Origin of the sequence: Bacillus cereus group sp. MYBK139-1 (assembly GCF_051916915.1) — a bacterium.
GTDB lineage: Bacteria > Bacillota > Bacilli > Bacillales > Bacillaceae_G > Bacillus_A > Bacillus_A pacificus.
The window spans coordinates 1,109,248-1,132,944 of the sequence record NZ_JBQAHO010000001.1 but is presented as its reverse complement, the minus strand read 5'-3'; the positions used below and the strand labels follow the sequence as shown (position 1 = coordinate 1,132,944).

Sequence of the window (23,697 nt, the reverse complement as noted above, 5' to 3'; positions counted from 1 at the left end):
TTAAAAAAATTAAAATTCCTAAGTTGGGAAATTTTTTTTGATGTTATATCATGGAGTTGTTATTGGAACGAAAGCTGTTAGGGAATATTGCCCCAGGTTTATATATTTTCCAGTAAATTAGAAATCTGTCCTTGATTACTAATAATTATTGAAGAGGGAAAATTCCACTGAGAAATGCTGTACTAATTTCTAATGGTCCCGGTATCTTTTATTTTGATGTGTGTCTTTACATTTATTTTAGCCTCCGCTAACGTTTGTAACCAATCTCCTTTTACTTTTTTCCATTCTTTATATTGAAAAGCTCTGGCATATAGGGATAATCCGATTGGGTCAATTTTATTTTGCTGTATTTCATTCAATATACTTTGCAAATTATTATTAATTTCTTTTTGAATAGCACTTTTTAAATTATTTATGTTTTTTTTATTATCATAGTGCCCCTTAATTATATTGGAATTGGTTTTTTCTACTAAAGCTATATTGGCATTAATATCGAGATTAAATACAAACTTTCCATTTTGAAAAGTAACATCTACCTTCCTTGTCGCATTCTGTACGAAGATAGAAGTGTTTGTTTTTTTGTTGGATTTTTTAGAAGGAAGCGCAAGGTGTAGTATCATTCGACCGTTACTTTTTGACTTATTTAAAAGGTTAAAAAATTTAACATCTTTTTTAGGGAGATGAGTTAAATATTTCCCTCGGTGATTTAAAAATGCAATTCCTACTGTGTCGATTTCATCCTTTGATTTTTTGATAATTGGAACAGTTTGCGTCATACCTTCTTCATTTTGTTCTCTCATTAATTGTTGAATTGTAGAAGAGACGGATTGGTTATTTTGAATGGAAGATTCGATTACACTATTTATATAAGATGACAGTGATGGTTTACTAAGCTTATGAATTTTAAAAATTTCTTCTGCAGGTCCATCTACAAGTACTACTTTAGCATTAATGGTAGCGTAAGGATCACGGTAAGAAGAATCAAGCTCTTGTAACCAATTTGCTTCTCGCGCTAATTTTTTCCCAATTAAAATGATTTCAGCTTTGGAAGCTGTCATAAAGCCCGTTAATTTGGTATCTATCTTACTGAATCCAGTATATACAGTTGATGCTTGTGTCCAATGTTCTATAGTCCTTTTTGGCTGCTTATGATGAAAGAGCGGTATGCTTGTTCCAACTTTTATGTCTCCATTAGGGGTTCTATCCAAGCCAATTAACAGGATTAATGAAACCTTCTCAAGAGGGATTCTCTGACTACAACCAATTATATATACACAACAAATTACAATCCATATCCATTTTCGAATCAAAGTTGTTTCCTCCTAGTAAGCCAAGTAAAAAGAATGCTGTAAGCAAAAAATAAGATTGGTAATAGAATGAAGAAAATGACATTTAAGATATCCATAAGAGAATATATAAACAAATATTGATCCACATCGGGATTTAGGAAAATAAATAGGCCAACAATAAATAACATAAAAGCAAGCAGCGCCCAATTACGGGCGTTTTTTTGAAGTGAAATGGTCATAGATTCAAAACTGAAAAATAAATACGGATATATCGTAGTGGAAAATACAATTAAATAGTAAGCGATATAGATAATTTCTAATCGTTCCATGAAAGAAAAACGTACCCCTTTTAACAGATGAAATACTGGCCAAATTGCGTCTTTTATCCCCTCCGGACTAAAGTATATATAGGAAAGAATAGTTACATATAGATAGAAAAACATGGTTCCAGTATTTGCTATTAGTAGTCCTTTTATGGCTTTATGTTTTTTTTGTAAGAACGGATATATATAATATGCAATTTCTAAGCCAGCATAAGGAGTAATGGTTTCTTTTGTTGCCTTTACAATAGGGTATAATCCTTCTTTAAATATAGGTAGTAGGTGTAAAGGGTTGTAGTTAGTCTGTAGTGAAAAAAGAAGAAATAGTGGCATCCAAGTAGTGAAGAAGAAAACAAGCATAGAATAACTAGTAAGAGCCCTTAACCCACTCAAGGCTAAAATAATAAAAGGTAATAGTAATAATATGGTGATTTGATAAGCAGGAGTGGAAGGGAATATCCACACTTTTACAATGTCAGTTGCCTTTAATAAAGTATTAAAGCCAGCAAAAAATAGATAAAAGGCATATAAAAGAAAAAGAATTGTCCCTATCCATTTACCAAAGTATGTTCTTAAGATTTGTGAGAAATTTTTGTTAGGATTTTTTTGTAACATTAATATAATAAATACGCCGATTATAGAAGTAACTATCCATCCAAGAAGAATCGAAATCCAGCCATCTGTGCCAGCAGTAGCAGCAAGTGGGCTTGGCATAATTAACATACCTGATGCAAGTTGCAGTGAATGAATGAAAATAATGAATTCAAATAAAGTTATTTTTTGGAACTTAGGGTTCCCCATGTGAACCACCTTCTTTTTTCTTTCTTTGTTTCGGCTGACCTGTACTCGAGCGGCTGGTAAGCATAGAAATAGGAAATCTTATAAAAGAATCTTTTAACTCTTGAAGACGAAATGGTGCTATTGGCAATCCGTATGGTGAACCATACGAAGTTAGTGAAACAAAATGAGCAAATAAGAGCATTAATCCACTAACAATACCTACAATCCCATAAAAGTAAGCTAATAACATCATTGGAAAACGAATAAGGCGTATAGAACTTGATAAATCATAATTAGAAACAATAAATGAAGCAATGGCTGTAATAGATACGATAATAACCATAACGTTACTAACAAGACCTGCTTGAACAGCCGCCTGTCCAATTACAATCCCTCCAACAATTCCAATGGTTTGTCCAATTGGTTGTGGTAAACGAATACCAGCTTCACGTAGCATTTCTAGTGTGATTTCCATTATAAAAGCTTCCAATAAGGGAGAGAAAGGGACTTTGACTCTTGACGTTGCAATAGAAGTGTATAAATCTATAGGAATAATTTCAAAGTGAAAAGAGACTGTAGCAATATAAAATGCAGGTAAAAAAATAGCTAAAATAAATCCTGCAAATCGTAATAAGCGAAAAAATGAAGCAATGAGCCAATGAATATTATAATCATCTGGAGTTTGAAAGAATCCAATTAAATTCATTGGAACAACCATTGCGCCAGGGGATCTATCCATTAATACAGCCACTTTTCCATCAAGTATATGATTTGAAATGGCATCTGGGCGTTCGCTTAAATAAGCCTGTGGAAACGGAGACCAATTTTGATCCTTTGTAAAATTAGATAGTTCACCGATGCTTAATACCGCATCTGTTTTAATTCTACAGATTCTGTTTTCTATTTCTTGGACTACATCTGCGTTCGCAACATCACCTAAGTAAATTAAATAGACTAAAGAAGTGGCTCGTTCTCCAATCGTCAGCTTTTTGATTTTCAGCTCTGCAGAAGGGAGATATCGACGAAGTAAGCCTATATTTTTTGTGACATTTTCAATAAATCCATCATGTGACCCTTTAATGGTAACTTCTGAAATTGGTTCTTGAATTGCTCTTTCTGCCCAGCCTTTTGTATTTATTAGAAGAGACCGTTTTTCTCCTTCCATAAGCAAAACACATTGACCCTCAAGTAATCCTTCTTTAATTTCATTCCATGTATATACTATTTTGGTATGAGTAGCAATAATATTAGAATTAAATATTTGACTGTCTTCATGTACCTTTTGTAATAATGGGGTAACAACATTGCTTTTTAAAGCGACACCATCTGTAAGGCCTTCAAAATAATATAGTAAAATATTCGTGCTTGTTTTTAATTGCAAAGGATGTTCAATTAAATCTGCACTAATATCAAAGATATTATCTAATGTATTTTTAAGTTCTTCTAAGCTACTTGTTTGGATCTTCTCAATGTTTTTATCTGATTTAGTTTCTAAGGTCTCTTCATCTATGAACAAAATTGACACCTCTTTAATATAGAACGATTAGTTGTATTTATTATTTTTATATGATGGAATTTTATTCGTAAATGTAAATAAATTGGCAATGGAAGTTAATAATTGAGAGCAAAAAAGTAGGGACGATTTGTGTGGAAATCTAAGTATCAAGATAGAATTGAAATTTGAATGATTATAACAAAAAAGAACCCTTGATAGGCTCTTTTTCATAGTTGGTAAATATATTGTCAACAATAGATGGCGTTTAAGGTAGTAATTTAGATGTCTTTAAGTTAATCAGCTGAATTTTGTAGGAAGAATACTTTTTTTATATCTTAATGCTCAACTAAAAAGACATTACATTTATTTGGGTGTTTTAGTGTAATTGAATTTTGCACGCTAACAAATTTTGTTTAGGGACAAAATGTTTTTTCTGAATTAACAGAAAAATATATGCACAAAATTCCTATTAGTTATTTTGGTAGGTATCAAATATTGCTTTGGCCTTATTTTCTTGATGTTACCGTACGTTTATATGTTTCTAAGGGAAAGAAATACTTTCGTTTTTATTACCATCTATTGTTTGATTAAGATGGTAACATGAAATTGAAGCGTTTACAACCAGAAAATAAAGAAAAAATATTAAAATACGACTTTTTTCGACAATATTACTTCATTGATATTTCATATTTTTATAGGAAAAGGTGAAGAGAAACGTACCTTTTCCTATAAATTTTTTGTAGGAATTAGAAATAATTAAAGTAATAATAGCCTAAAATTAAAATGAAATTCAATGCATGTGAACCTAAAGTCATGAAAACCATTGATAACGTTATCATTGAATTTATGAACTGTAAAAGTTTTAAACAGTATGGTCAAACTTTAGTCCATTTTGCGTTTCTTCCTTTTGAAACTAGCTTAATATGGCCAAATAATTGTAAGGAATTTAAAGCCTTACTAATTGTACTCTCTGCAATGTCTGGATATCTGTTACGAATACTTTCCTTAGTAAAGGGTTGTTTTTGTTTAAGTATAAAATCCTGAATTCTCTCGACTTTAGTATGTTTACATATAGAATCAAGAACAGTGTTATGCAGATCTTTGTAAGCCTCTAATATAATAGTTAAAAACGTTTTTAACCAAAAGCTACTATTGTGTTCCTCGCAGTACCAATTTACCGATGATTTATAAATCGAATTGTAATATTCAGATTCGTTTTTCTTAATATACTTATCCAAACATACATATTTTACAAATGTATGTCCACTCTTAATGAGCAGCAACTGGATTAACATAAATGCTAGCCTACCATTACCTTGATTGAAAGGGACTATGCAATAAAAATTTAATATAAAACGAGCTATTAATAAAAGCGAATGTAGCCCCTTACTAGTATTTAATGAGTTGTATTGATCACATAATTGCTCCATAAACTGTGGAATGAGTTCATGTGGAAGAATGCGGTAACTATTCAAGTGCATTCCATGCTCAGGAATACCTGGAATAATAAAAGGTTTTTCACGCCATTTGGCACTGTCGGAGGTAAGGTAATGTATTAGTTGAAAATGTAATTCCTGTATAGTTGCTGGATTAATTGATAAAGTACAGGAGTTTTTATGTACAAAAGAAAGTGTTTGATAATAACAAAAAATAGCATCTTCCGAAATATTTTGAGGTACTATATCATCTAAAATAAGCTCTTTTAATCTTTTATTAGGAACTTTTATATCCTCATAAATAGTAGTGAAATTTTTTATGTAATGTAGTGGTATAGTTTTTTCTAGACTATTAAATATGTCAGGGTTTTGTTCCTGATAAGCAGCTAATTTTCCTTTGAATTCGCTAATTTCACTTATTAAATTGATTAACCTCCTTTTTAATTCAATATTTTTATACTTATCATCAAAAAAGTCTCTCATATTTGTTCCCCCTGTAACCCCTTAACACGTTGTTGCATATATCATTCCATTCTAAAGGTATTTCATGACATCATTGTGAAATAACGACATTTTTGTTCTGATTTTGATTATGTTTTAGAATTTATATTTTTATTTGATAATAAAAATATAAATTCTAAAGAAGAATCGTTAGGATTCAATTTTAATAGGCATAATCCTAACATCAAATGTACAAATGTACAATAAAAAAATAAAAAATATAAAACTATCGACACTTTTGAAAGATTATTTAAAAGATTTTTAAGTAGCTGTAGCTATAGATGTGTTTTAGTTTAAAAATAAACTATTAATTTGTGACAGTTATGTGCCTAATCTATTTATTTGCTATGATGAGAATTCCAAAATTAGATCCTAACGAGCTTAATTTTCTATATTTAACATAAAGATTAGGGGAGGTATGTTGATAAAATGTATCATTAAATATAGACATATATAACGTTTAACACTTGTATTGTAAAATATTTTGACATAAGTTAATTTAAATACTAGGTACAGGAACATTTAATAAAAATTCAGTAATGTACCCTTTAAACGTTTTACCCTAAGAACGTTTGTATTTATTTAAAACAAAAAAAACCTCAAGCACACTGAAGTTTTTCTCTTTGTTTCTGTACCTTATTAGGTAAAAATAATACAATAAATTGGTAGAACGTTATGGGGGAAATTGGATTTATAATTCTATTTTTTATCTTACGTTATCAATCTCTTGATGATTTGTTTAAAGTAAGGATTAAAAGGGCAGGAGATAGCCATTAAAAAGAGCTATAAATTAAGTTGGACAAACGATCCGGGAAACGAAAGATTATTTTTGTCCTGCAACTGAGAAGTTCCCACTTTAAGTTTTGCAAAGTGGTGGGTAGTTCATTCATATATTTAAAATATAGTTTAACCGTTTTTTTTATTGTATTACGGATATGTTTATCTAAAGAAGGGGGGATTAACTTGAGGAAATGTAAATGTGAGCCAAGCTCAAGATATTGAGCTCGGCCCTTAGGGATGTATTTTCTTAGTGATTGTAATTCATATTATCACCTCCTTTAATGGATATTTGGAGAACAGATACTTAAAACACATAATGAATTAACTAATATTGTTAGGAAAAAGAAACTGGCAACAACTCAATACCTCTTGAAGTAGCTGTGACCCTACGTGTTGGGCGTCTCAATAATCGTAAACGACTCGACTCTTCTAAAAGACATAAAATCAATTCTTTAATTGCTAATTTACCAAAAAAAGTTCCTACACATGTATGTGGTCCCCAACCAAACCCCAGATGTGGATTTTTTGAACGGTCAAGAATTATACTATCAGGTTCAGGAAACACTTCCGGATCCCTATTGGCTGCAGCAAACAGTACTACAATTACATCACCTTTCTGAATTGTAGTATCTCTAATTTTTGTCGTTTTGGCAGCTATGCGACCCGTTCCTTGTGCTGGTCCATCAAAACGAATTAATTCATCGACCCCAGTGTCAATTAAAGATTTATCATTTAATTTATCAAACACTTCTGGGTGTTCTAATAGAGTAAGTACGACATTACCAAATACAGCATATAAAGATCCAAAACTTGCATTGAACATCGTACCAGTTGTATTACGAATGTAATGCTCAGGAACATTTGTGTTTTGAGCATGCTTTCTAATGTATGAAACAATTCCTGGCCTATCTTCAGCAGCAAACCACTCACCAACAAGAGCATTGAGTTTTTCGCGTGCTTGATTACCTGGTTCAATATTCTCAGGTCTTAGTCCTGAATCCATTTGTCTAGTAATAGCTTCCGATATTTCAAGAAAAGAATCCAAGTTTGGCTCATCAACACCAAGTGTAATTGCTGTCATACTTAATGCTAGCGGAGCGGAAACCTCTCTCATAAAATCAAATTCATTTATTGATTTGTGTTTTTTAAAAATATCTTTAATTAATACATGTATTTTCTCTCGAACATTATTAATATCCTGTGAATTAAAAGTTCTCGTTAATAGATTACGCAAAGGTATATTGTCAGGTGGATCCAAAGATTGAACATTATGACGTACATCTGGAATTTCCACTCCAACTCGTCTTCTATCAGTTGTAAATACTTCATGATTACGTAGCACTTCTTTACAATCATCGTATCTTGTTAATACCCATGATTTCATTCCTTCATGCCAATAAACGGGAGCGTTCTCTCTTAACTTTTTATAAATAGGATATGGATTCAATAATGTTTCAGGATCGAGAGGATCATATTTAAGTTCTATTTTTTGTAACATAATCGTCTCCTTTCACAAAAAATAATGTTTTTATCTTTTTCTATAAATTAACAAGGGCTCTCCTAATCACCAATACCCTCACTAATTGGCTCCTCAAGAAGGGATTCTAATTTGGAAACTGATTAAATCTTATTAGCATAAATAGGAGCAGCATGAGTTATGCTAAATTCACCAGCTATTATTGCACTCGCTAAAGCGATGTCAGTAAACTTTTTTCCTTTCTCATTAAAACTCCGTAGTTGATTTATAATTCATAAATCAAATTTAACACTTTTAACACAAATGTAAATATTTTGAATTTTTAGAAATATTATTCTGATTATTACTAATATTGCTACGTATATAAGATTTAAATTTTGAACAAAGTTGTGATGTTTTTTCCTTTAGATCTGTTTATCTAAAGGGGATTACCATACATGCCCATCAAATTAAGATTTTGAAGTACCCCCTAAATGGAAATTTTGTGTTTTTATAGCATTGAAGTTTATTTTTCTCTATTTTCTTAAGTTGATGGGCATGGGGTTAAGAAAACATGTGCAAATTAAGATTTGGAAATGACTTATTTGGAAGTTATATAATAGAAATGTGAAGGCTGGAAGAAAGTGATAATATCAGTTTCTTCCAGCCTTTTTTTACTTTAAAAGTGTATTTTTTCTACATAAGATTAAACAAAAAACTTTAAATTAATATTTGAATTTTTTGTGAAATTAAATGAGGTTTTATTCTTCTATTAATACATAATGTTACAAAATAGACTTATTGTATTTATTTTATTTTAATATGAGATTAAAAATAATAATAAATGTACCAATATATGAGAGGTATTAGTAGATTTATTAGTAATTTGTTCGTTTATCTCTATATTGCTATTATATTAGCGATAATATATAGGGGGGATAAGAATGAATTTGAAATTTACATCTAAATTTGAAAGATTAAGAAAAAGTAAAAAGGGAATTGGTGCTTGTGTTTTAGCTGCAGGGGTGACGGCTATTACAATGATTCCTCAAAGTGCGTATGCACACGGATTTGTTGAAAAGCCAACCAGTCGTGCTGCTTTATGTAGTCAGAATTATGGAGCATTAAATTCAAATTGTGGAAATATAATGTACGAACCTCAAAGTCTAGAAGCACCTAAAGGATTTCCAGATGGTGGACCGATTGATGGGAAAATCGCTTCGGCAGGAGGATTGTTTGGAGGAATCCTTGACCAACAAACATCAAATCGCTGGTTCAAAAATACGATTAAGGGTGGAGAAAATACATTTACATGGAAATATACAGCTGCACATCTTACAAGTAAATGGCATTATTATATTACAAAAAAGCGGTGGGATCCTAATAAACCATTAACACGTGCTGAATTAGAACCAATTGGAACAGTGAAACATGATGGTTCGGCCGCATCAAATAATTTAACACATACAATTAATGTACCAACTGATCGAAATGGTTATCATGTTATTTTAGCTGTATGGGATGTAGCAGATACGTCAAATGCGTTTTATAATGTAATTGATATAAATCTAGTAAATAATGAAGCTCCCGATACAGTAGCTCCAAGTCAACCAACTGAATTAAATGCGTCTAAAGTTACTGCTAGTAGTGTTGTCCTAACATGGAAGGCCTCTACAGATAATATAGGTGTAAAGGAATATCAAGTGTTACGCAATGGAGAAGTAATTGATACGGTACAAGGTACAACATTTATTGATAAAAAACTAAAAGCAAATACGGAATATACCTATACAATAAAGGCATTAGACTCTGCTGGGAACATATCAAAAGAAAGTGAAGAACTGAAAGTAAAGACAATAAATGAAGTCCCAGATATAGAAGCTCCGACTCAACCGAAAGGATTACATAGTATGAGTACAACAGCAACAACTGTTGACTTGATGTGGAGTCCGTCTGAAGATAAGGTAGGTGTAGACCATTATATTGTATATAGAGAAAGCGCTGGAGTTATGAATAAAATTGGGACAACGGATAATACATCCTTTATGGATAAAGAATTAAAGGCTAATACATTGTATAAATATGTAGTAACGGCGGTTGATGAAGCTGGAAATGAATCTAGTAGAAGTGATATTTTGAACGTAACCACAAAGTCAGAGGATTTCACATATGAAAAATGGGATGCGAGAAAAGCATATACTAAAGGTGATAGAGTAGTACATGAGGGGAAAGTGTATGAAGCCGTTCAAGATTATCAAGGCAAAGGTGACACAAATTGGATTTTTGCCCTATCGCTTTGGAAGCCAGTTTTGAATAAATGATAAGTAGGAAAATGTAGTTAACATTTTTAGTTTTTTCTTTGAAAATAAAGGGTGTTTCAAATATAAATTCTCTAATGGTTTAAATGATATGCTAATACATTTAACCTGCATCTAATATTTATGAAATGAAATCAAAAAAAGAATCCCAATGGTATTCCACTAGGATTCTTTTTTCTAATTTGTAATAGCGTATATTTTCACAGTGAATTTGTTAGTCGCACCAATTGGGCTTGCGATATAATATTTAGTATTTGTGTAAGCTTCAGTCCTAGATCCATGTGAAATGTTTTTCCAACGAATAGAATCGGTACCTAGGGAAACATCAATCATTACATTGAAAGAGATAGTAGAAGGATGATCTTTTTCTGAAGGCTCAATAACCCATTTTAATTCTTTGGTACCTACAGGTAAGCTATCAATTTTAAAGTTTTGACTGGATCGATTTTTTTGTCCGGATAAAGGACTAGATTCGGATGAAATTTGCGAAATTAATATCTCTTTTTCATTCGAATGTACACCATTTAATTTAATGATACTATCAATTAAACCTGGCCCAGGAAAATCAGCTGCGATAATACCAGAATGTCTAACGCTACCTTGTTGTAAGAAGTCGGTTCCAAGTGTATTCATCCCACCATAATATACTTGTCCATTTATATCACGGGGGAAATCACCCCACGCATTAGTGGAATTCGTTTGAATCAACTTAGGGTTACTATCAGTATTTCTATTCTCTTTTCCACTTGCAACAAACCAAGGATATACATTATTTAAAAATGCGGCTGCGCCACCTGTACCACTAAAATGGTTAAGATATATTTTTCCTTTATTAAAGTTAGTATTTGCATCTTGTAGATGAGTTTTTATCGCATTCCATTTTTCATATATTTCGTCTGGTCCGCTTCCAATTTCAAATTTATCTTGTATATTCAAATTATCGTAATCAATACCGTACAATTGAGAGGAGGTAAAGTTTTGTAAGACTACAATTTTACCCCGGATATCTCCTAAAGTAGGGTTGTTTCTGTCTATAGTTGGTACGGAATTAGGATCCCAAAAATATGAAGCATGAACGTTTTTATATTTTAAAAATATCTCCTCAAATGATAGAGATCCACTTTCAGGTGTAGTTTCTTCTTTTAAGCGCATTAAAATGGTTTCTGTTGGATAATCTTTTAAAAATTGAATTGCCTCTTTTAATACATCTTCAAACACTGCTTTTTGATTTACAATGCCATGGTACATTGCAAAAGTATCTTTTACACGTTTAACGCGCATATCTACATATCGAATTCCAGAATTTAATTGTTGAGGTAGACTCATGGTTTGATTTTTTGTCAAATTTTCATCAAGAAAACTTGCCCCATGTAAAGCCATTGTACCGTGAGTTCCTGGAATAGATAGTTCACTTAATTTTGTTGAATCTGCTACTTCTGACATCCACGAGGGATTTTGATAACCCAGATTGGGTTCATAGGAATACCCTGGATGACTATCAGCTAAAATAGTTGATGGTGTACCTAAATTTGCTAGTGTAAAACAAGTGAGGATGCTAACTTTACAGAAATTTTTCATTTTTATTTTGTTCATTTTATCTCTCCTGACCTTTAAATAATGGCTATAATAAGATGGTTTTTGACTATATTTATTGTTTCCTATTCCTAATGTAATGAATTTTTGTAATTGGAAAAGGGGTAGTGAGCTAACTTGAGATATTATTAGTTTACTGTAATGAATTGTATCTAATAGCCAAACGGATTCTTAAAGAATAGAAGCATAAAAAGGTGAAAAATAAGCTTTTTGCTGTATTGTATACAAACAAAACAGAAGCCTTAAAAAGACTTCTATTTTGTGACATATTATGAATGATAAGGTGGTTTAACAAATTAAGATAATGTGAGTGAGCGGTAAAAATCAATTTATAGCTGTTTCAGGAATTTCTTGTAACAAGGCTATTTAGGAAAAGTGGTCCCTACAATGCTAATAAAAAATTAAAACATTTTACTCATTAAAACTTAGACTAACTACAGTTGCAATAGATTGGGCTGCATGTTCCCAGCTTCCATCTATAACTTTACCAATCTGCTGACCAAGTGCATTTAAATCATTTGGATTAACTGGAATTCCATTATACGCAGCAAGAATTGATAAAAGTGGAGCAGCAAATGGTGTCCAACCACCTCTATCAATATTAAATACAGGCTTATCTACTACTTTTCCATCTTGCACAGTAAACTCATAATAAAATTGATCATCTGGGCGGAAACTTAAATGATGAGAAATTTGTCCCTTAACATATTTTTTTCCTGCACCTAAATTTACTACTTCTATTTCTTTTACGTTAAATTCATGCTCAAATACTTTTATTTTTTTGACTTCTGGACCATTTAAGGCAGCATTAACAGCTGTTTCTAAATTATTTTGTGCTAATGGTTGAATACTCATTTGAGCCTCTTTTTGTTGGATAGGAGTCTCTTTTTCTGCAGCAAACACTGATGTAGTAGATAGTGCACTTGTAGCTAATGTAGCTGTAAGTACTGTTGTCATCATGATGTTTCTTTTCATCTTCATAGTTTTTCTTCCTCTCTTAAAGTTTTGATATATAATCTTTTAAAAACTGACATGGTGCAATATTTTATTCCATAATGCACAAAAAACTGGTTTAAGAATGATCTGGAATTATGTCAGGTAATTAAAATTAATTATATATGTATCTAAGATGATATCTATCTACACATATTTTTTCAATTTTTCGAAAAATTTAATAGTAATGACTTCTTAAGAGTCAATTTAGTACCTTGTTTATCTATAGAAATCTTATAAATAAACTAATTTCATAGTAAATGTAATATGTTTGATATTAAATGTCTTACATAATGCTATAATATTTCACAATTTTTTTGTTATTTATATTTAAAAAAGCTATCGGATTATGGGGGATATGTAATGCGTTACAAAACACTCATCCAAATGTATTGATTATAAAGGGTGGGTGTTTTCTTCATATAGGATGTTATGAAAACCTGTCGATGAAGGTCTACATTAAAGACTGTCAAGCATTTTTGTATGCTATATCATTTTTTATAAATAAGACCCAATGATATATAGACTAATTACAAATTTCAACAGTAGATAGATGACAGAATTGAAATAAAATTAGAAAAATCATCTTTATAATGGTAGAATATGGTTGGTTAACCTATCGATAAATAATCTAAAAATCCATTATTAAAGGGGGAATTAATTTGGGGAGCAGGAACAAAAGAATGAAAAATTATTTTCAAAGGTTAGTAGCTGTAAGTGTTTGTATTTTGTTAGTTTTTCTGGGGAGCAATTATTCAAAAGCGGAAATTGTTGCACCAATAACATTAAATCCTAAAGATGTAGAAGCGTTCGCCAATAAAGTAATCCCAGAGAAAATGAAAAAAGAAGGCGCTGCTGGTGTGGCTCTTGTCGTTGTAAAGGATAATCAAATTTTACTTCAAAAGGGATTCGGATTTTCCGATAAAGAAAAGAATACCTCCATCGATCCTAAAAAAACAGTTTTTCGATTAGCGTCAATATCAAAAGTTTTTACTGCTAGTGCTGTCATGCAGTTAGTTGAACAAGGAAAAATTGATTTAAATAAAGATATAGTAAATTATATGGGGGGACTAAAGTACCAAAATAACATGAGTGAACCAGTTACAATGGAGTATTTACTTACCCATACAACAGGGTTTGATTATGTAGATCCTAGACCAGAGGACATCCATTATCAAGATAATGATTATACAATGCTTAAAGATTATGTAGAAGGTAATATGCCCACAGTAGTGAGAAAGCCAGGAGATACATATACATATGATAATTTTGCTTCTATGCTTCAAGGGTATATTGTTCAAAATTTGACAAACACACCTTTTTACAAATATATGGCTAAAAATATTTTTTACCCTTTAGAAATGCATAATAGTAGTTTTGTTATGACTAATTTTATTAAAGAAAAGCTTGCAACAGGATATGATGCTAAAGGTAATGCCATTCCATATTATCAAACAAGACCAACAGATATGCCACAAGGGAGTATGTTTTCTACAGGGAGTGATGTAGCCAATTTTATGATTGCTCAATTGAATGATGGTAAATTTAAAGATAACCAAATACTGCAAAAAGAAACTGTAGAAGATATGCAAAAAACAAAATTTGCTTTACATCCCAAATACCCTAATATGACATACGGATTTGAGTTCTTTTCACCGCAAAGTCATAACGGGCAATATGTGTTTGGGAAAGGTGGAAATATACCCGGTTTTTCATCTTTAATGTGGTTAATTCCCGAGCATAAAATTGGAGTTTTTGTTGTTACAAATAAAGATAGTTCAGCACTACCTGTTGAAGTATTTGATGACTTTATGAATCAATTTTTCCCAGATAAAACAAAGCCTGAATATTTAAACCCTAATGAAGAAGAATTAAAGAAATTTGAAGGGGTTTACCGAGATTTGAGATTGAAAAACCTAATGTCACATGTAAACATAAGTGAAGGAAAGTTATATGTAAGTGATAAAGTATATGGTAAACAGGAGCTAAAACAAATAGACCCTTTACTATTTGAGGATGAAAAAGGGAATTATATGGCATTTAAACTTCACAAAGATGGTACTGTGAAAGAAATGATACATTGGAACTCTGGCAGCTCAGCAGTGAAGTTAAGTGAGCCTGAGAGATTTAAAGACATAGATGAAAATCATCCATATGCAAAGTTTATAAATCCTTTACATCAATACGAGGTATTACAAGCAAATAAGGAGGGGAATTTCACCCCAGAATCTTCTCTTACACGAGCAGAATTTGCATATTGGTTATCTCAAATTGCTTACTTTACGCCACCTTCAAAAAAAGAACCGGTGTTTTCTGATGTAAAAAATCATCCTTATGCGCCACATATTCAAAAGTTATATGAAATTGGTATTTTATATGAAAAAGAAGGGGAACAATTCCATCCAGACCGTGCAATTACTAGACAAGAAGCAGCATGGATTACCTGGCAGTATTTAAAAATGTTAGGTGCGCCATCTGCAGATGCAACATTAAAGGGAGAAACTGATGATTGGGCAGTAGAATCCGTGAAAAACATTGTAGGTCATCGTTTAGTAGGGCCTGAGGTTATATATAATGAAGATGGATCAGCAGATTATTTATCAAGACAAAGTATGAAACGACAAGAGGGAGCTGCATTGTTATTTTATGTTTTGTTATCTAGTTAATTTTTTTTGAGGTAAATTTCACAAAAAGAAAAAATCTAAAGAGTTTGAAATAATATACAGAAAAAGAATAGTCTTCGACCCATGATTTATCGTAACAAACAGGGGTGGATAAGTTATAACCATACTCCAAATCTTAAGTAGAGCAGTTATTAGAAGGGTTTCTTAAAAGTCACACTTAAATGAAAAATTTCTGTTTCTATATTTAGTTATTTTGAGAAGTCAGCTCATTTTTTGTTTTGGGGCGTTTCTTTTTTAAAACTGTTGGATATTAGTAACGAGGATTATGAAGTCAAAATTCCCTCTAACGTTTCATAAGAGAATTCATGATATTAACAATATCTAATTTACTTACTGGCTCAGAATGTCCTACTACACAAATATCAAAATCAAATCCTTCAATCGCTGTAATTAAAGAACTCAATTTATCCTTATCCAAGTGACAATTATTATAATAATCCACTCCAACAGCATCCAAAATAAATAATACTCTTTCTTGGAAGGCAAAGATGCAAACAGAATCGTCTCTATGTGGAGAGGTTACATGATGTAATTGTGCAACAATACCTCCTAAATCGATTTCCATATAACCGTTGAAGGATATGTCGGAAGTCTCTACTCGTATTTCGGATAGCAAAGGGTACTCTTTACGAATACAAGAATCTGCAAATTCAATTTCAACTCCTTCTGCTAACCTCTTTTTCATTTCAGAATCTGTCCATTCCTACATAGCCAATTCTGTTAATTTATCATTCGTCTTTTTGTGGGCAATTGTAATTCCTTCCAATGCATGCATCCCAAAAGTATGATCTCAGTGCCAATGTATAATTCCAATTCTTTCTGGATTTCTTAATCCCTCATTACGTACAGCTTCATTAAACAATTCAACATGATGTTTAGAATTTCCTGAGTCTACCATTAAAGAATAATTTTATCCATTTATATATCCAAGAACTGGTCTATCGGACTCTTTATTAAACATATTATAAAAGACACGATCTGTTAGCTTTCTCAAATCCATAAAATAAATCCTCCTGTTATATTCATATCTTTATCCAATACTACCATGCTCGTAAGTCTGTTTATACATTTTTTTACAGAAAACAATGTGTTTATTCGTTTTAGGGGCATTTGCTTTTCTTAGCCTGATGATGATGTGGTGCTACCACAAATAGTAATGTCGATGGGTAATATTAACAAAATATTCATTTAAATCAGATAAAATAAGGATGTTTTTAACTTATAATATTATTATTACGATGAGTTAACTTGAAAATTAATTTCATATAGGAGGAGGAGAATGAAGACTAGAGATAGTTATAAAATTATTGTAATTGGTGCTGGGACTGCAGGAATATCTTCTACTGCACATTTGTTACGAAATGTACCCCTATTGAAAGAAAGTATAGCAATTATTGATCCATCAAAAAAACATTATTTCCAACCACTATGGAGTTTAGTGGGGGGAGGAATTGTTTCAAAGGAAAGTACGATGCGTAATCAAGAATTGCTTATTCCAAAAGGGGCAACGTGGATTCCTAAAAGTGTCGTTAAGTTGTTTCCGGAAGAAAATAAGCTACTTTTAAATGATGGAATGCTGCTTGAGTATGAAATTCTTATTGTAGCAGCTGGTATACAAATAAATTGGGACGGCATTAAAGGCTTAAAGGAGTCTATTGGGACTAATGGGGTGTGTAGCAATTACTCTTATACATATGTTGATTCTACTTGGAAAGAAATTGAAAAATTTAAAGGAGGAAATGCGGTTTTTACCCACCCCAATACTCCTATTAAATGCGGCGGTGCTCCACAAAAGATTATGTATTTAGCAGAAGAGTATTTTTCTAATAGCGGTGTAAGAAACAAAAGTGAAGTGATGTTTTATACCGCGAACGCAAACATATTTCAGGTTCCACGATATGCTAATACATTAGAACAAGTACTAGAAAGAAAGAAAATTATAACAAATTATAATAAAAACTTAGTAGAAATTATTGCCGAAAAGAGAGAAGCAATTTTTGAAGATACGCAAACGCTGAAAAGAGAAACGGTACCCTACAGTATGATTCATGTTGTTCCACCAATGGGACCACCTAATTTTATTAAAGAGAGTGAAATAAGTGATTCTCAGGGGTGGGTAGATATAAACCCATATACTTTACAACATGTACAGTATAAGAATATTTTCGGACTTGGAGATTGTACCAATTTACCCACCTCTAAAACTGGAGCGGCAATTCGAAAACAAATACCTATCTTAAAACAAAATATTATGGACGTACTTAACGGAAGAGACTTGCAGGCTAAATATGATGGGTATACATCTTGTCCGATTATTACTGGTTATAAAAGTCTGATACTCGCTGAATTTAACTATAAATATGAGCCTCAAGAAACGTTTCCATTTAATCAAGCGAAAGAACGGTATAGTATGTTTTTACTTAAAAGATATATGTTGCCCTATATGTATTGGAATTTTATGTTGAAAGGGATCCTATAAGAGAAAAGAGAAAGTGGTTATAAAAATTAAAATTGAAAAGCAAATTGAAATAACTATTTGGAGGGAATAGCTATGCTTTTAAAATATTTTTATGATGAAAAATTAGCACATGCTTCTTATTTAGTAGGTTGTCAGAAGGAAGGCGTAGCAATTGTAATTGATCCAGGTCGCTATATAGAACAATATATAGAATTTGCTAAGAAAGAGGGGATGGAAGTAGTTGCTGCGGCTGAAACTCACATTCATGCAGATTTTCTTTCTGGGTCTAGGGAACTTGCTAATCTTTATCATGCAAATTTATATGTATCTGATGAAGGAGATTGTGATTGGAAGTATCAATATCTTAACGAAGGTCGATACAATTTGGTTAGAGAGGGCACAGAGTTTAAAGTAGGTCATATAAAATTTAATGTAATTCACACACCAGGGCATACGCCTGAAAGTATTTCTTTTTTAGTAACTGATACAAGTCAAAATAACTATACGAATAATAAGCCAATAGGAATATTCACAGGCGATTGTATATTTGTAGGAGATATAGGAAGACCCGATTTATTAGAAACCGCTATAGGTATGAAAGATACTGCTAAAATAGGAGCGAAACAATTATTTGATTCTATAGAAAAAATAAAAATACTCCCTGATTATTTGCAAATATGGCCATCACATGGTGCAGGAAGCGCATGTGGAAAAGCATTAGGAGCAATTCCGACTTCTACATTAGGTTATGAAAAGATGTTCAATTGGGCATTTCAGTGTAATGAAGAAAGTGATTTTGTATCGACTTTATTGACGGGACAGCCAGAGCCTCCAAAATATTTTTCATTAATGAAGGATTTAAATAAGTACGGTCCACCAATTCGTAAGAAGAGAGAAGTTTTTGCTATTAAAACAGTAAAAGAACTTCAAGAAGTTATGAGGAGTGTTCAGCAAATAGTTGATATAAGGGATGTAGAGAGTTTTGCTTCTGGTCACATCGAGAAATCAATTAACATACCGTATAACAATTCCTTTACAACCTGGTGTGGATGGTTACTAGATTATAAAACAGAAACGATAATCATTCTAGATGAGGAAAAAGTTAGAGTTGAGGAGGTTATTAGAGACTTTGAATCTATTGGGTTAGATAATATTATTGCTTTTGCACCCTTACAAGTTATACAAAGACTTGATAGGTTTGAAAGTTACAAAGAAAAAACATCAATTGAATTATATCCACATATAAAAGATGGAAGCGTTAAGGTAATCGACGTGCGTAGTAAAAAAGAGTGGGAGGAAGGACATCTTTATGATGCAATACATATCCCTTTAGGAAATCTATTTAAGCAGCTAGATTGTATACCAAAGGATTGCTCAATCGTTTTACAATGTCGAACCGGATTGCGTTCCGCTATAGCAGCTAGTATTTTACAAAGAGCTGGTATAAAGGAAGTGGTTAATCTAAAGGGAGGATTTCTTGCATGGAAAAAAGAAGAGCTTCCTTATACAACTTGTAATCTCAATGTGTAGGGAAATAATTTTTTTAATTTATCCGATAAGGAAAATTACGGATTACATAGGAGTATATCTATAAATAGGAGAACCACATTAAAATAGGAGAAATAGATAATTTATTCTATAGACCTAAATTTATTCAGAATTATGCTGATGAGCAAATAGATATAGTTTTATCAGGACACGCTCAGGGTGGACAATTTAGTTACTATTTATCAGCAAATTAGTGGCTCCAAATCAAGGTGTTTTACCTAAATATACAGTCGGTTTATATAAAAAACAAAATAAGTCTATGGTAGTGAGTATAGGATTAGGTAATAGTATCATTCCGCAAAGAATTTTTAATAGGCCAGAACTTGTAGTCGTACAGTTAAATTGAACTGTACGACTTTTCTATACAGAAAAAATAGGACATATGCATTTTATACAAGTTAACATTACAATTTTGTTAAAAATTTTCTACGTTACATAAAGTAACAAAATTTGACCCGAAGAGTTTGTTATAGTGTAAATAATCAAAAAAATCAAAAATTAGTCGAGTGAAAATTGTGATAAGTAATTCATGTAAAAAACTTAAAGGGGTGTACACATGCATAAAGAATACGAAATTGAAGAGTATACGGCGATTGAGGAACAAATACATTATTATTGTAAATGTTTATTAGTAACTCATCCTGATCAAATTATAAAGTATTTAGAAAAAAGATTAGAAAAATATGCAGAAACATTACAATATGCACATTTATATCCCGACACAGTTATATTACCGTTACAGCAATTAGTTATCGAATATTCTTTAGATGTTGCTAGAATTAGGAAGTATATGAATTTAAAAACGTAAAGTAAAATTTATAGTTTAAATGAAACAGAGTCGACTTTAGGAAATAAAATTCTAATGTCGACTCTGTTTCATTGTTTAATATCGTCGAGTGAAAATACATACTAATCAATGAAGTTTGACATATAATTACGCAAGAGTAAAATAAAAGTGAGTACTCACTCATTTTAGAGAAGGGGGAAGAATACGTGAAGCAACCTGCCATTATTTTACGGACTGTATCAAAAAGTTTTGGGAAAAAAGAAGTTTTACACAATCTTTCATTACAAGTTGAAAAAGCAGAGATATTTGGTTTAGTTGGCCCTTCAGGTTCTGGGAAAACGACTCTTATTAAATTGATTGCAGGTATTAACGAAGCAACGGAAGGTGAAGTGCTTGTTTACAACACGAACATGCCTAATTTAAATGAAATGAAAAGAATTGGTTATATGGCTCAAGCTGATGCATTATACGAAGAACTATCAGCATATGAAAATGCAGATTTTATGGCAACGATGTACGGATTAAAGGGAAAGCATAAAAAAGAAAGAATTGAAGAAGTTTTTGACCTTGTACAATTATCACAACATATGAAAAAGCAAGTGCAGCATTTTTCAGGCGGGATGAAGAAGCGTTTATCATTAGCAATAGCACTCCTTCATGAACCAGAAATATTAATTTTAGATGAGCCAACAGTGGGGATAGATCCGCTTCTTAGAAAAACAATCTGGGCAAAATTTTATGATTTGAAAAAGAAAGGCACAACGATAATTGTAACGACACACATTATGGACGAAGCTGAATTTTGTGAACGTCTAGGGTTAATTAGAGAAGGAAAGCTAGTTGCGACTGGTACAACTGAAGAATTGAAAAAGCGGGTATCATCAGGAAGGATTGAAGATGTCTTTTTGTTGGAAGAGGTGGCTGAATTATGAGAGTTACCGGTGTAATCATTCGTATTATTCGCCAATTTTTTCGAGATAAACGTTCGTTAGCGATGATGTTTGGGGCACCTATGTTATTACTTTGGTTATTGTCGCTAGTGTTTACACAAAAGGACTATGTACCGCATATTGCTGTTGTTGATATGCCCGCTCAGTTAGTGAAAGTGATGAAAAATCAGGAAGCGTCAATTTATGAATATAATACAGAAAAGGCAATGTCTGAGCTGGAAAATCAAAAGGTAGATGCAGTCATTCGTTTAGAAAATGGAAAAATGAATATTGTATTAGAAGGTAGCGATTCGTCAAAAAATCGTGCTGTACTTCAAATATTACAAAAAAGTACAGAGAAGAACGATGTATCGATTATGAAACCTGAAGTGAATTATTTACATGGCTCTAAAGACTTTACAATGTTTGATGGACTTGGTCCTGTATTAATCGGTTTCTTTACATTTTTCTTTGTATTCATTTTATCAGGGGTGTCTTTCGTAAGAGAACGTTTAAGTGGTACTTTAGAAAGGCTATTATCGACTCCAATTAAAAGATGGGAAATAGTTGTAGGATATATTATTGGTTTTGGGATCTTTGCATTTATACAATCCATTATTATCGTAAGTTTTTCAGTTTACATTTTAGACTTGTATGTAGCTGGCTCCATATGGCTAACGCTACTTATTACATGTATGCTTTCTTTAACGGCATTAACTTTAGGGACGTTTTTATCAGCATACGCAAATAATGAATTTCAAATGATTCAGTTTATACCGCTTGTCATTGTGCCACAAATATTCTTTTCTGGTTTGTTTCCAATTGAATCGATGAATAAGTGGCTCCAAATGTTAGGGAAATTATTTCCGCTCACATACGGCGCTGACGCAATGAGACAGGTGATGATTCGAAATCAAGGATTTACAGAGATTGCATTAGATTTAACTGTTTTACTATTTTTCTCAGTATTATTTGCAGTAGGGAATGTATTTGCATTAAAGAAACATCGAAAAATATAATGATGAGATAAAGGGGCATTATAGATGAAGAAGGATTGGCTGGAAGAATTAATTGCCGCAACAAATACAGACAAACGAAACGAACGTCAAATGCGTATATTAGAGGCGGCTGTTGATATGTTTGGAGAAAAAGGCTATGCTTCAACTTCAACAAGTGAAATTGCAAAACGGGCTGGTGTAGCGGAAGGAACAATCTTCCGCTACTATAAAACGAAAAAAGATTTATTGTTAGCAGTTGTCATGCCGACATTAACGAAGTTTGCTGCACCATTTTTCGTACAAGCATTCGCAAAGGAAATATTTAAATCGGAGTATAAATCATATGAAGGGCTTCTAAGAGTTGTTATTCATAATAGATTTGAATTTGCAAAAAAGCATTTTCCAATGATAAAAATATTAATTCAAGAAGTGCCATTTCAGCCGGAACTGAAAAATGAAATACAGCAGTTAGTTGAAACAGAATTACTTTCACATTTTAAAAGATTGATTGAAAAGTTTCAAGAAAAAGAGGAAATTATTGAAATGCCCCCAGCTACTGTTTTACGACTTACTTTATCAGCTGTATTAGGTTTATTATTAACACGATTTTTATTATTGCCAGAAGAAAAATGGAATGATGAAGCGGAAATTGAAAATACGATTCAATTCATATTGTACGGATTAACGCCACGAATTTAATCATAGGCAAAAATGTGTTGCAGTGTGAAGTACATATTTTCCATTTAAAAAAATAATAAATCGCCTTTAAAAAGGCGATTTATATCCATTATATATTTTTGATAAATAAGTACTTGTTTACTAAAAATGTTCTAAATTAACGTGTTTCTTTGTCTCTTCTTCTAAGGCCTAATAATCCTGCTAGTCCTAATAAACCGAGCCAAGCCCAATTATTATTTCTATCACGATTATCATTTAAATCATTTGTTGTATTTACATTTCGAGTTCTTACATCATTATTAACTCTGTCTAAGTTATTGTCATTAACTCGAGTTGAAATATCAGTGTTATTAACTCTGTTCATATTAGTTCCATCGTATTCAGCTTGTGCAGATGTACCTAAAAACATAATGGATAGTGCTAAAACACTTAAAATAGATGATAATTTTTTCTTCATAACGCTCCCTCCTTTCTTACATATTAATTTCTCCAGAGCATGTGTGTATTATTCGTTTCACAGTTTCTGAACCGTCATTATAAAGGACACATTTATAGAAAATAGAGTTGAATGATTGCTAATATATTATTGGCTATATATTTATCATAAAATTAAATGAATCAAACTTTGCTTAAAATGTTAATCTTAGTACAATT

The 23,697-nt window shown here is 31.9% G+C and carries 17 protein-coding genes and 1 pseudogene; 9 read left to right on the top strand and 9 right to left on the bottom strand.

The window, feature by feature from the left end; all coding sequences use genetic code 11:
* Window positions 1–182 precede the first annotated feature (182 nt).
* The 5 genes from ACTFRS_RS05765 to ACTFRS_RS05745 form a co-directional block, all read right to left on the bottom strand.
* Window positions 183–1,310 carry a Ger(x)C family spore germination protein gene (locus tag ACTFRS_RS05765; RefSeq protein ID WP_139869096.1) on the bottom strand — a complete coding sequence of 376 codons (1,128 nt, stop codon included), beginning with the start codon at window positions 1,308–1,310 and terminating at the stop codon, window positions 183–185.
* Window positions 1,307–2,410: a GerAB/ArcD/ProY family transporter gene (locus tag ACTFRS_RS05760; RefSeq protein WP_440023974.1), complete on the bottom strand. Its 1,104-nt coding sequence runs from the start codon at window positions 2,408–2,410 to the stop codon at window positions 1,307–1,309. Before ACTFRS_RS05760 ends, ACTFRS_RS05765 begins: the two co-directional genes overlap by 4 nt.
* Window positions 2,397–3,905, bottom strand: coding sequence for a spore germination protein (locus ACTFRS_RS05755; RefSeq protein ID WP_139869094.1), 1,509 nt, complete (start codon window positions 3,903–3,905; stop codon window positions 2,397–2,399). The genes ACTFRS_RS05760 and ACTFRS_RS05755 overlap by 14 nt, the downstream gene beginning before the upstream one ends.
* Before the next feature lie 854 nt (window positions 3,906–4,759).
* Window positions 4,760–5,803 (bottom strand): Fic family protein, encoded by a 1,044-nt coding sequence (locus tag ACTFRS_RS05750; RefSeq protein ID WP_139869093.1) that lies wholly within the window; start codon window positions 5,801–5,803, stop codon window positions 4,760–4,762.
* Between the two features lie 1,132 nt (window positions 5,804–6,935).
* Window positions 6,936–7,985 carry a cytochrome P450 gene (locus ACTFRS_RS05745; protein WP_440023976.1) on the bottom strand — a complete coding sequence of 350 codons (1,050 nt, stop codon included), beginning with the start codon at window positions 7,983–7,985 and terminating at the stop codon, window positions 6,936–6,938.
* 1,016 nt (window positions 7,986–9,001) lie between these two features.
* On the opposite strand from ACTFRS_RS05745, the gene ACTFRS_RS05740 reads away from it, so the two are divergent.
* Window positions 9,002–10,378, top strand: coding sequence for a lytic polysaccharide monooxygenase (locus ACTFRS_RS05740; protein ID WP_139869091.1), 1,377 nt, complete (start codon window positions 9,002–9,004; stop codon window positions 10,376–10,378).
* Window positions 10,379–10,552: 174 nt separating this feature from the next.
* Here the strand turns inward: ACTFRS_RS05740 and ACTFRS_RS05735 are convergent, their stop codons facing one another.
* Together ACTFRS_RS05735 and ACTFRS_RS05730 are read right to left on the bottom strand one after the other, a co-directional pair.
* A complete protein-coding gene (locus ACTFRS_RS05735; protein WP_139869090.1) occupies window positions 10,553–11,968 on the bottom strand; it encodes a phosphatidylinositol-specific phospholipase C in 1,416 nt (471 codons plus the stop codon).
* A gap of 411 nt (window positions 11,969–12,379) precedes the next feature.
* Complete coding sequence (locus tag ACTFRS_RS05730) at window positions 12,380–12,949, bottom strand: methyltransferase (protein WP_139869089.1); 570 nt, start codon at window positions 12,947–12,949, stop codon at window positions 12,380–12,382.
* 695 nt (window positions 12,950–13,644) lie between these two features.
* On the opposite strand from ACTFRS_RS05730, the gene ACTFRS_RS05725 reads away from it, so the two are divergent.
* Entirely contained in the window at window positions 13,645–15,627 is a 1,983-nt protein-coding gene (locus tag ACTFRS_RS05725) for a serine hydrolase (RefSeq protein WP_440023979.1), read from the top strand.
* 301 nt (window positions 15,628–15,928) lie between these two features.
* On the opposite strand, the gene ACTFRS_RS05720 is transcribed toward ACTFRS_RS05725, so the two are convergent.
* On the bottom strand, window positions 15,929–16,330 hold the full coding sequence (locus ACTFRS_RS05720) for a hypothetical protein (protein ID WP_240795814.1): 402 nt from the start codon (window positions 16,328–16,330) through the stop codon (window positions 15,929–15,931).
* Between the two features lie 594 nt (window positions 16,331–16,924).
* Between ACTFRS_RS05720 and ACTFRS_RS05715 the strand changes: the two genes are divergently transcribed.
* The 7 genes and pseudogenes from ACTFRS_RS05715 to ACTFRS_RS05685 all read left to right on the top strand — a co-directional run bounded on the left by ACTFRS_RS05715 (window position 16,925) and on the right by ACTFRS_RS05685 (window position 23,064).
* Complete coding sequence (locus ACTFRS_RS05715) at window positions 16,925–18,124, top strand: FAD/NAD(P)-binding oxidoreductase (RefSeq protein ID WP_440023981.1); 1,200 nt, start codon at window positions 16,925–16,927, stop codon at window positions 18,122–18,124.
* Window positions 18,125–18,196: 72 nt separating this feature from the next.
* Window positions 18,197–19,633, top strand: a complete 1,437-nt coding sequence (locus ACTFRS_RS05710) for an MBL fold metallo-hydrolase (protein WP_440023983.1) — start codon at window positions 18,197–18,199, stop codon at window positions 19,631–19,633.
* A 101-nt stretch (window positions 19,634–19,734) separates the two neighbouring features.
* Window positions 19,735–19,997 (top strand): annotated as a pseudogene (locus ACTFRS_RS05705) (metallophosphoesterase); the annotation flags it as partial.
* 210 nt (window positions 19,998–20,207) lie between these two features.
* Window positions 20,208–20,459: a hypothetical protein gene (locus tag ACTFRS_RS05700; RefSeq protein ID WP_000548624.1), complete on the top strand. Its 252-nt coding sequence runs from the start codon at window positions 20,208–20,210 to the stop codon at window positions 20,457–20,459.
* Window positions 20,460–20,644: 185 nt separating this feature from the next.
* Window positions 20,645–21,370, top strand: a complete 726-nt coding sequence (locus tag ACTFRS_RS05695; protein WP_000812699.1) for an ABC transporter ATP-binding protein — start codon at window positions 20,645–20,647, stop codon at window positions 21,368–21,370.
* On the top strand, window positions 21,367–22,386 hold the full coding sequence (locus ACTFRS_RS05690) for an ABC transporter permease (RefSeq protein ID WP_139869085.1): 1,020 nt from the start codon (window positions 21,367–21,369) through the stop codon (window positions 22,384–22,386). The genes ACTFRS_RS05695 and ACTFRS_RS05690 overlap by 4 nt, the downstream gene beginning before the upstream one ends.
* Window positions 22,387–22,410: 24 nt before the next feature.
* On the top strand, window positions 22,411–23,064 hold the full coding sequence (locus ACTFRS_RS05685) for a TetR/AcrR family transcriptional regulator (RefSeq protein ID WP_139869084.1): 654 nt from the start codon (window positions 22,411–22,413) through the stop codon (window positions 23,062–23,064).
* A 136-nt stretch (window positions 23,065–23,200) separates the two neighbouring features.
* On the opposite strand, the gene ACTFRS_RS05680 is transcribed toward ACTFRS_RS05685, so the two are convergent.
* A complete protein-coding gene (locus ACTFRS_RS05680; RefSeq protein ID WP_000728154.1) occupies window positions 23,201–23,500 on the bottom strand; it encodes a WGxxGxxG family protein in 300 nt (99 codons plus the stop codon).
* Window positions 23,501–23,697: the final 197 nt, after the last annotated feature.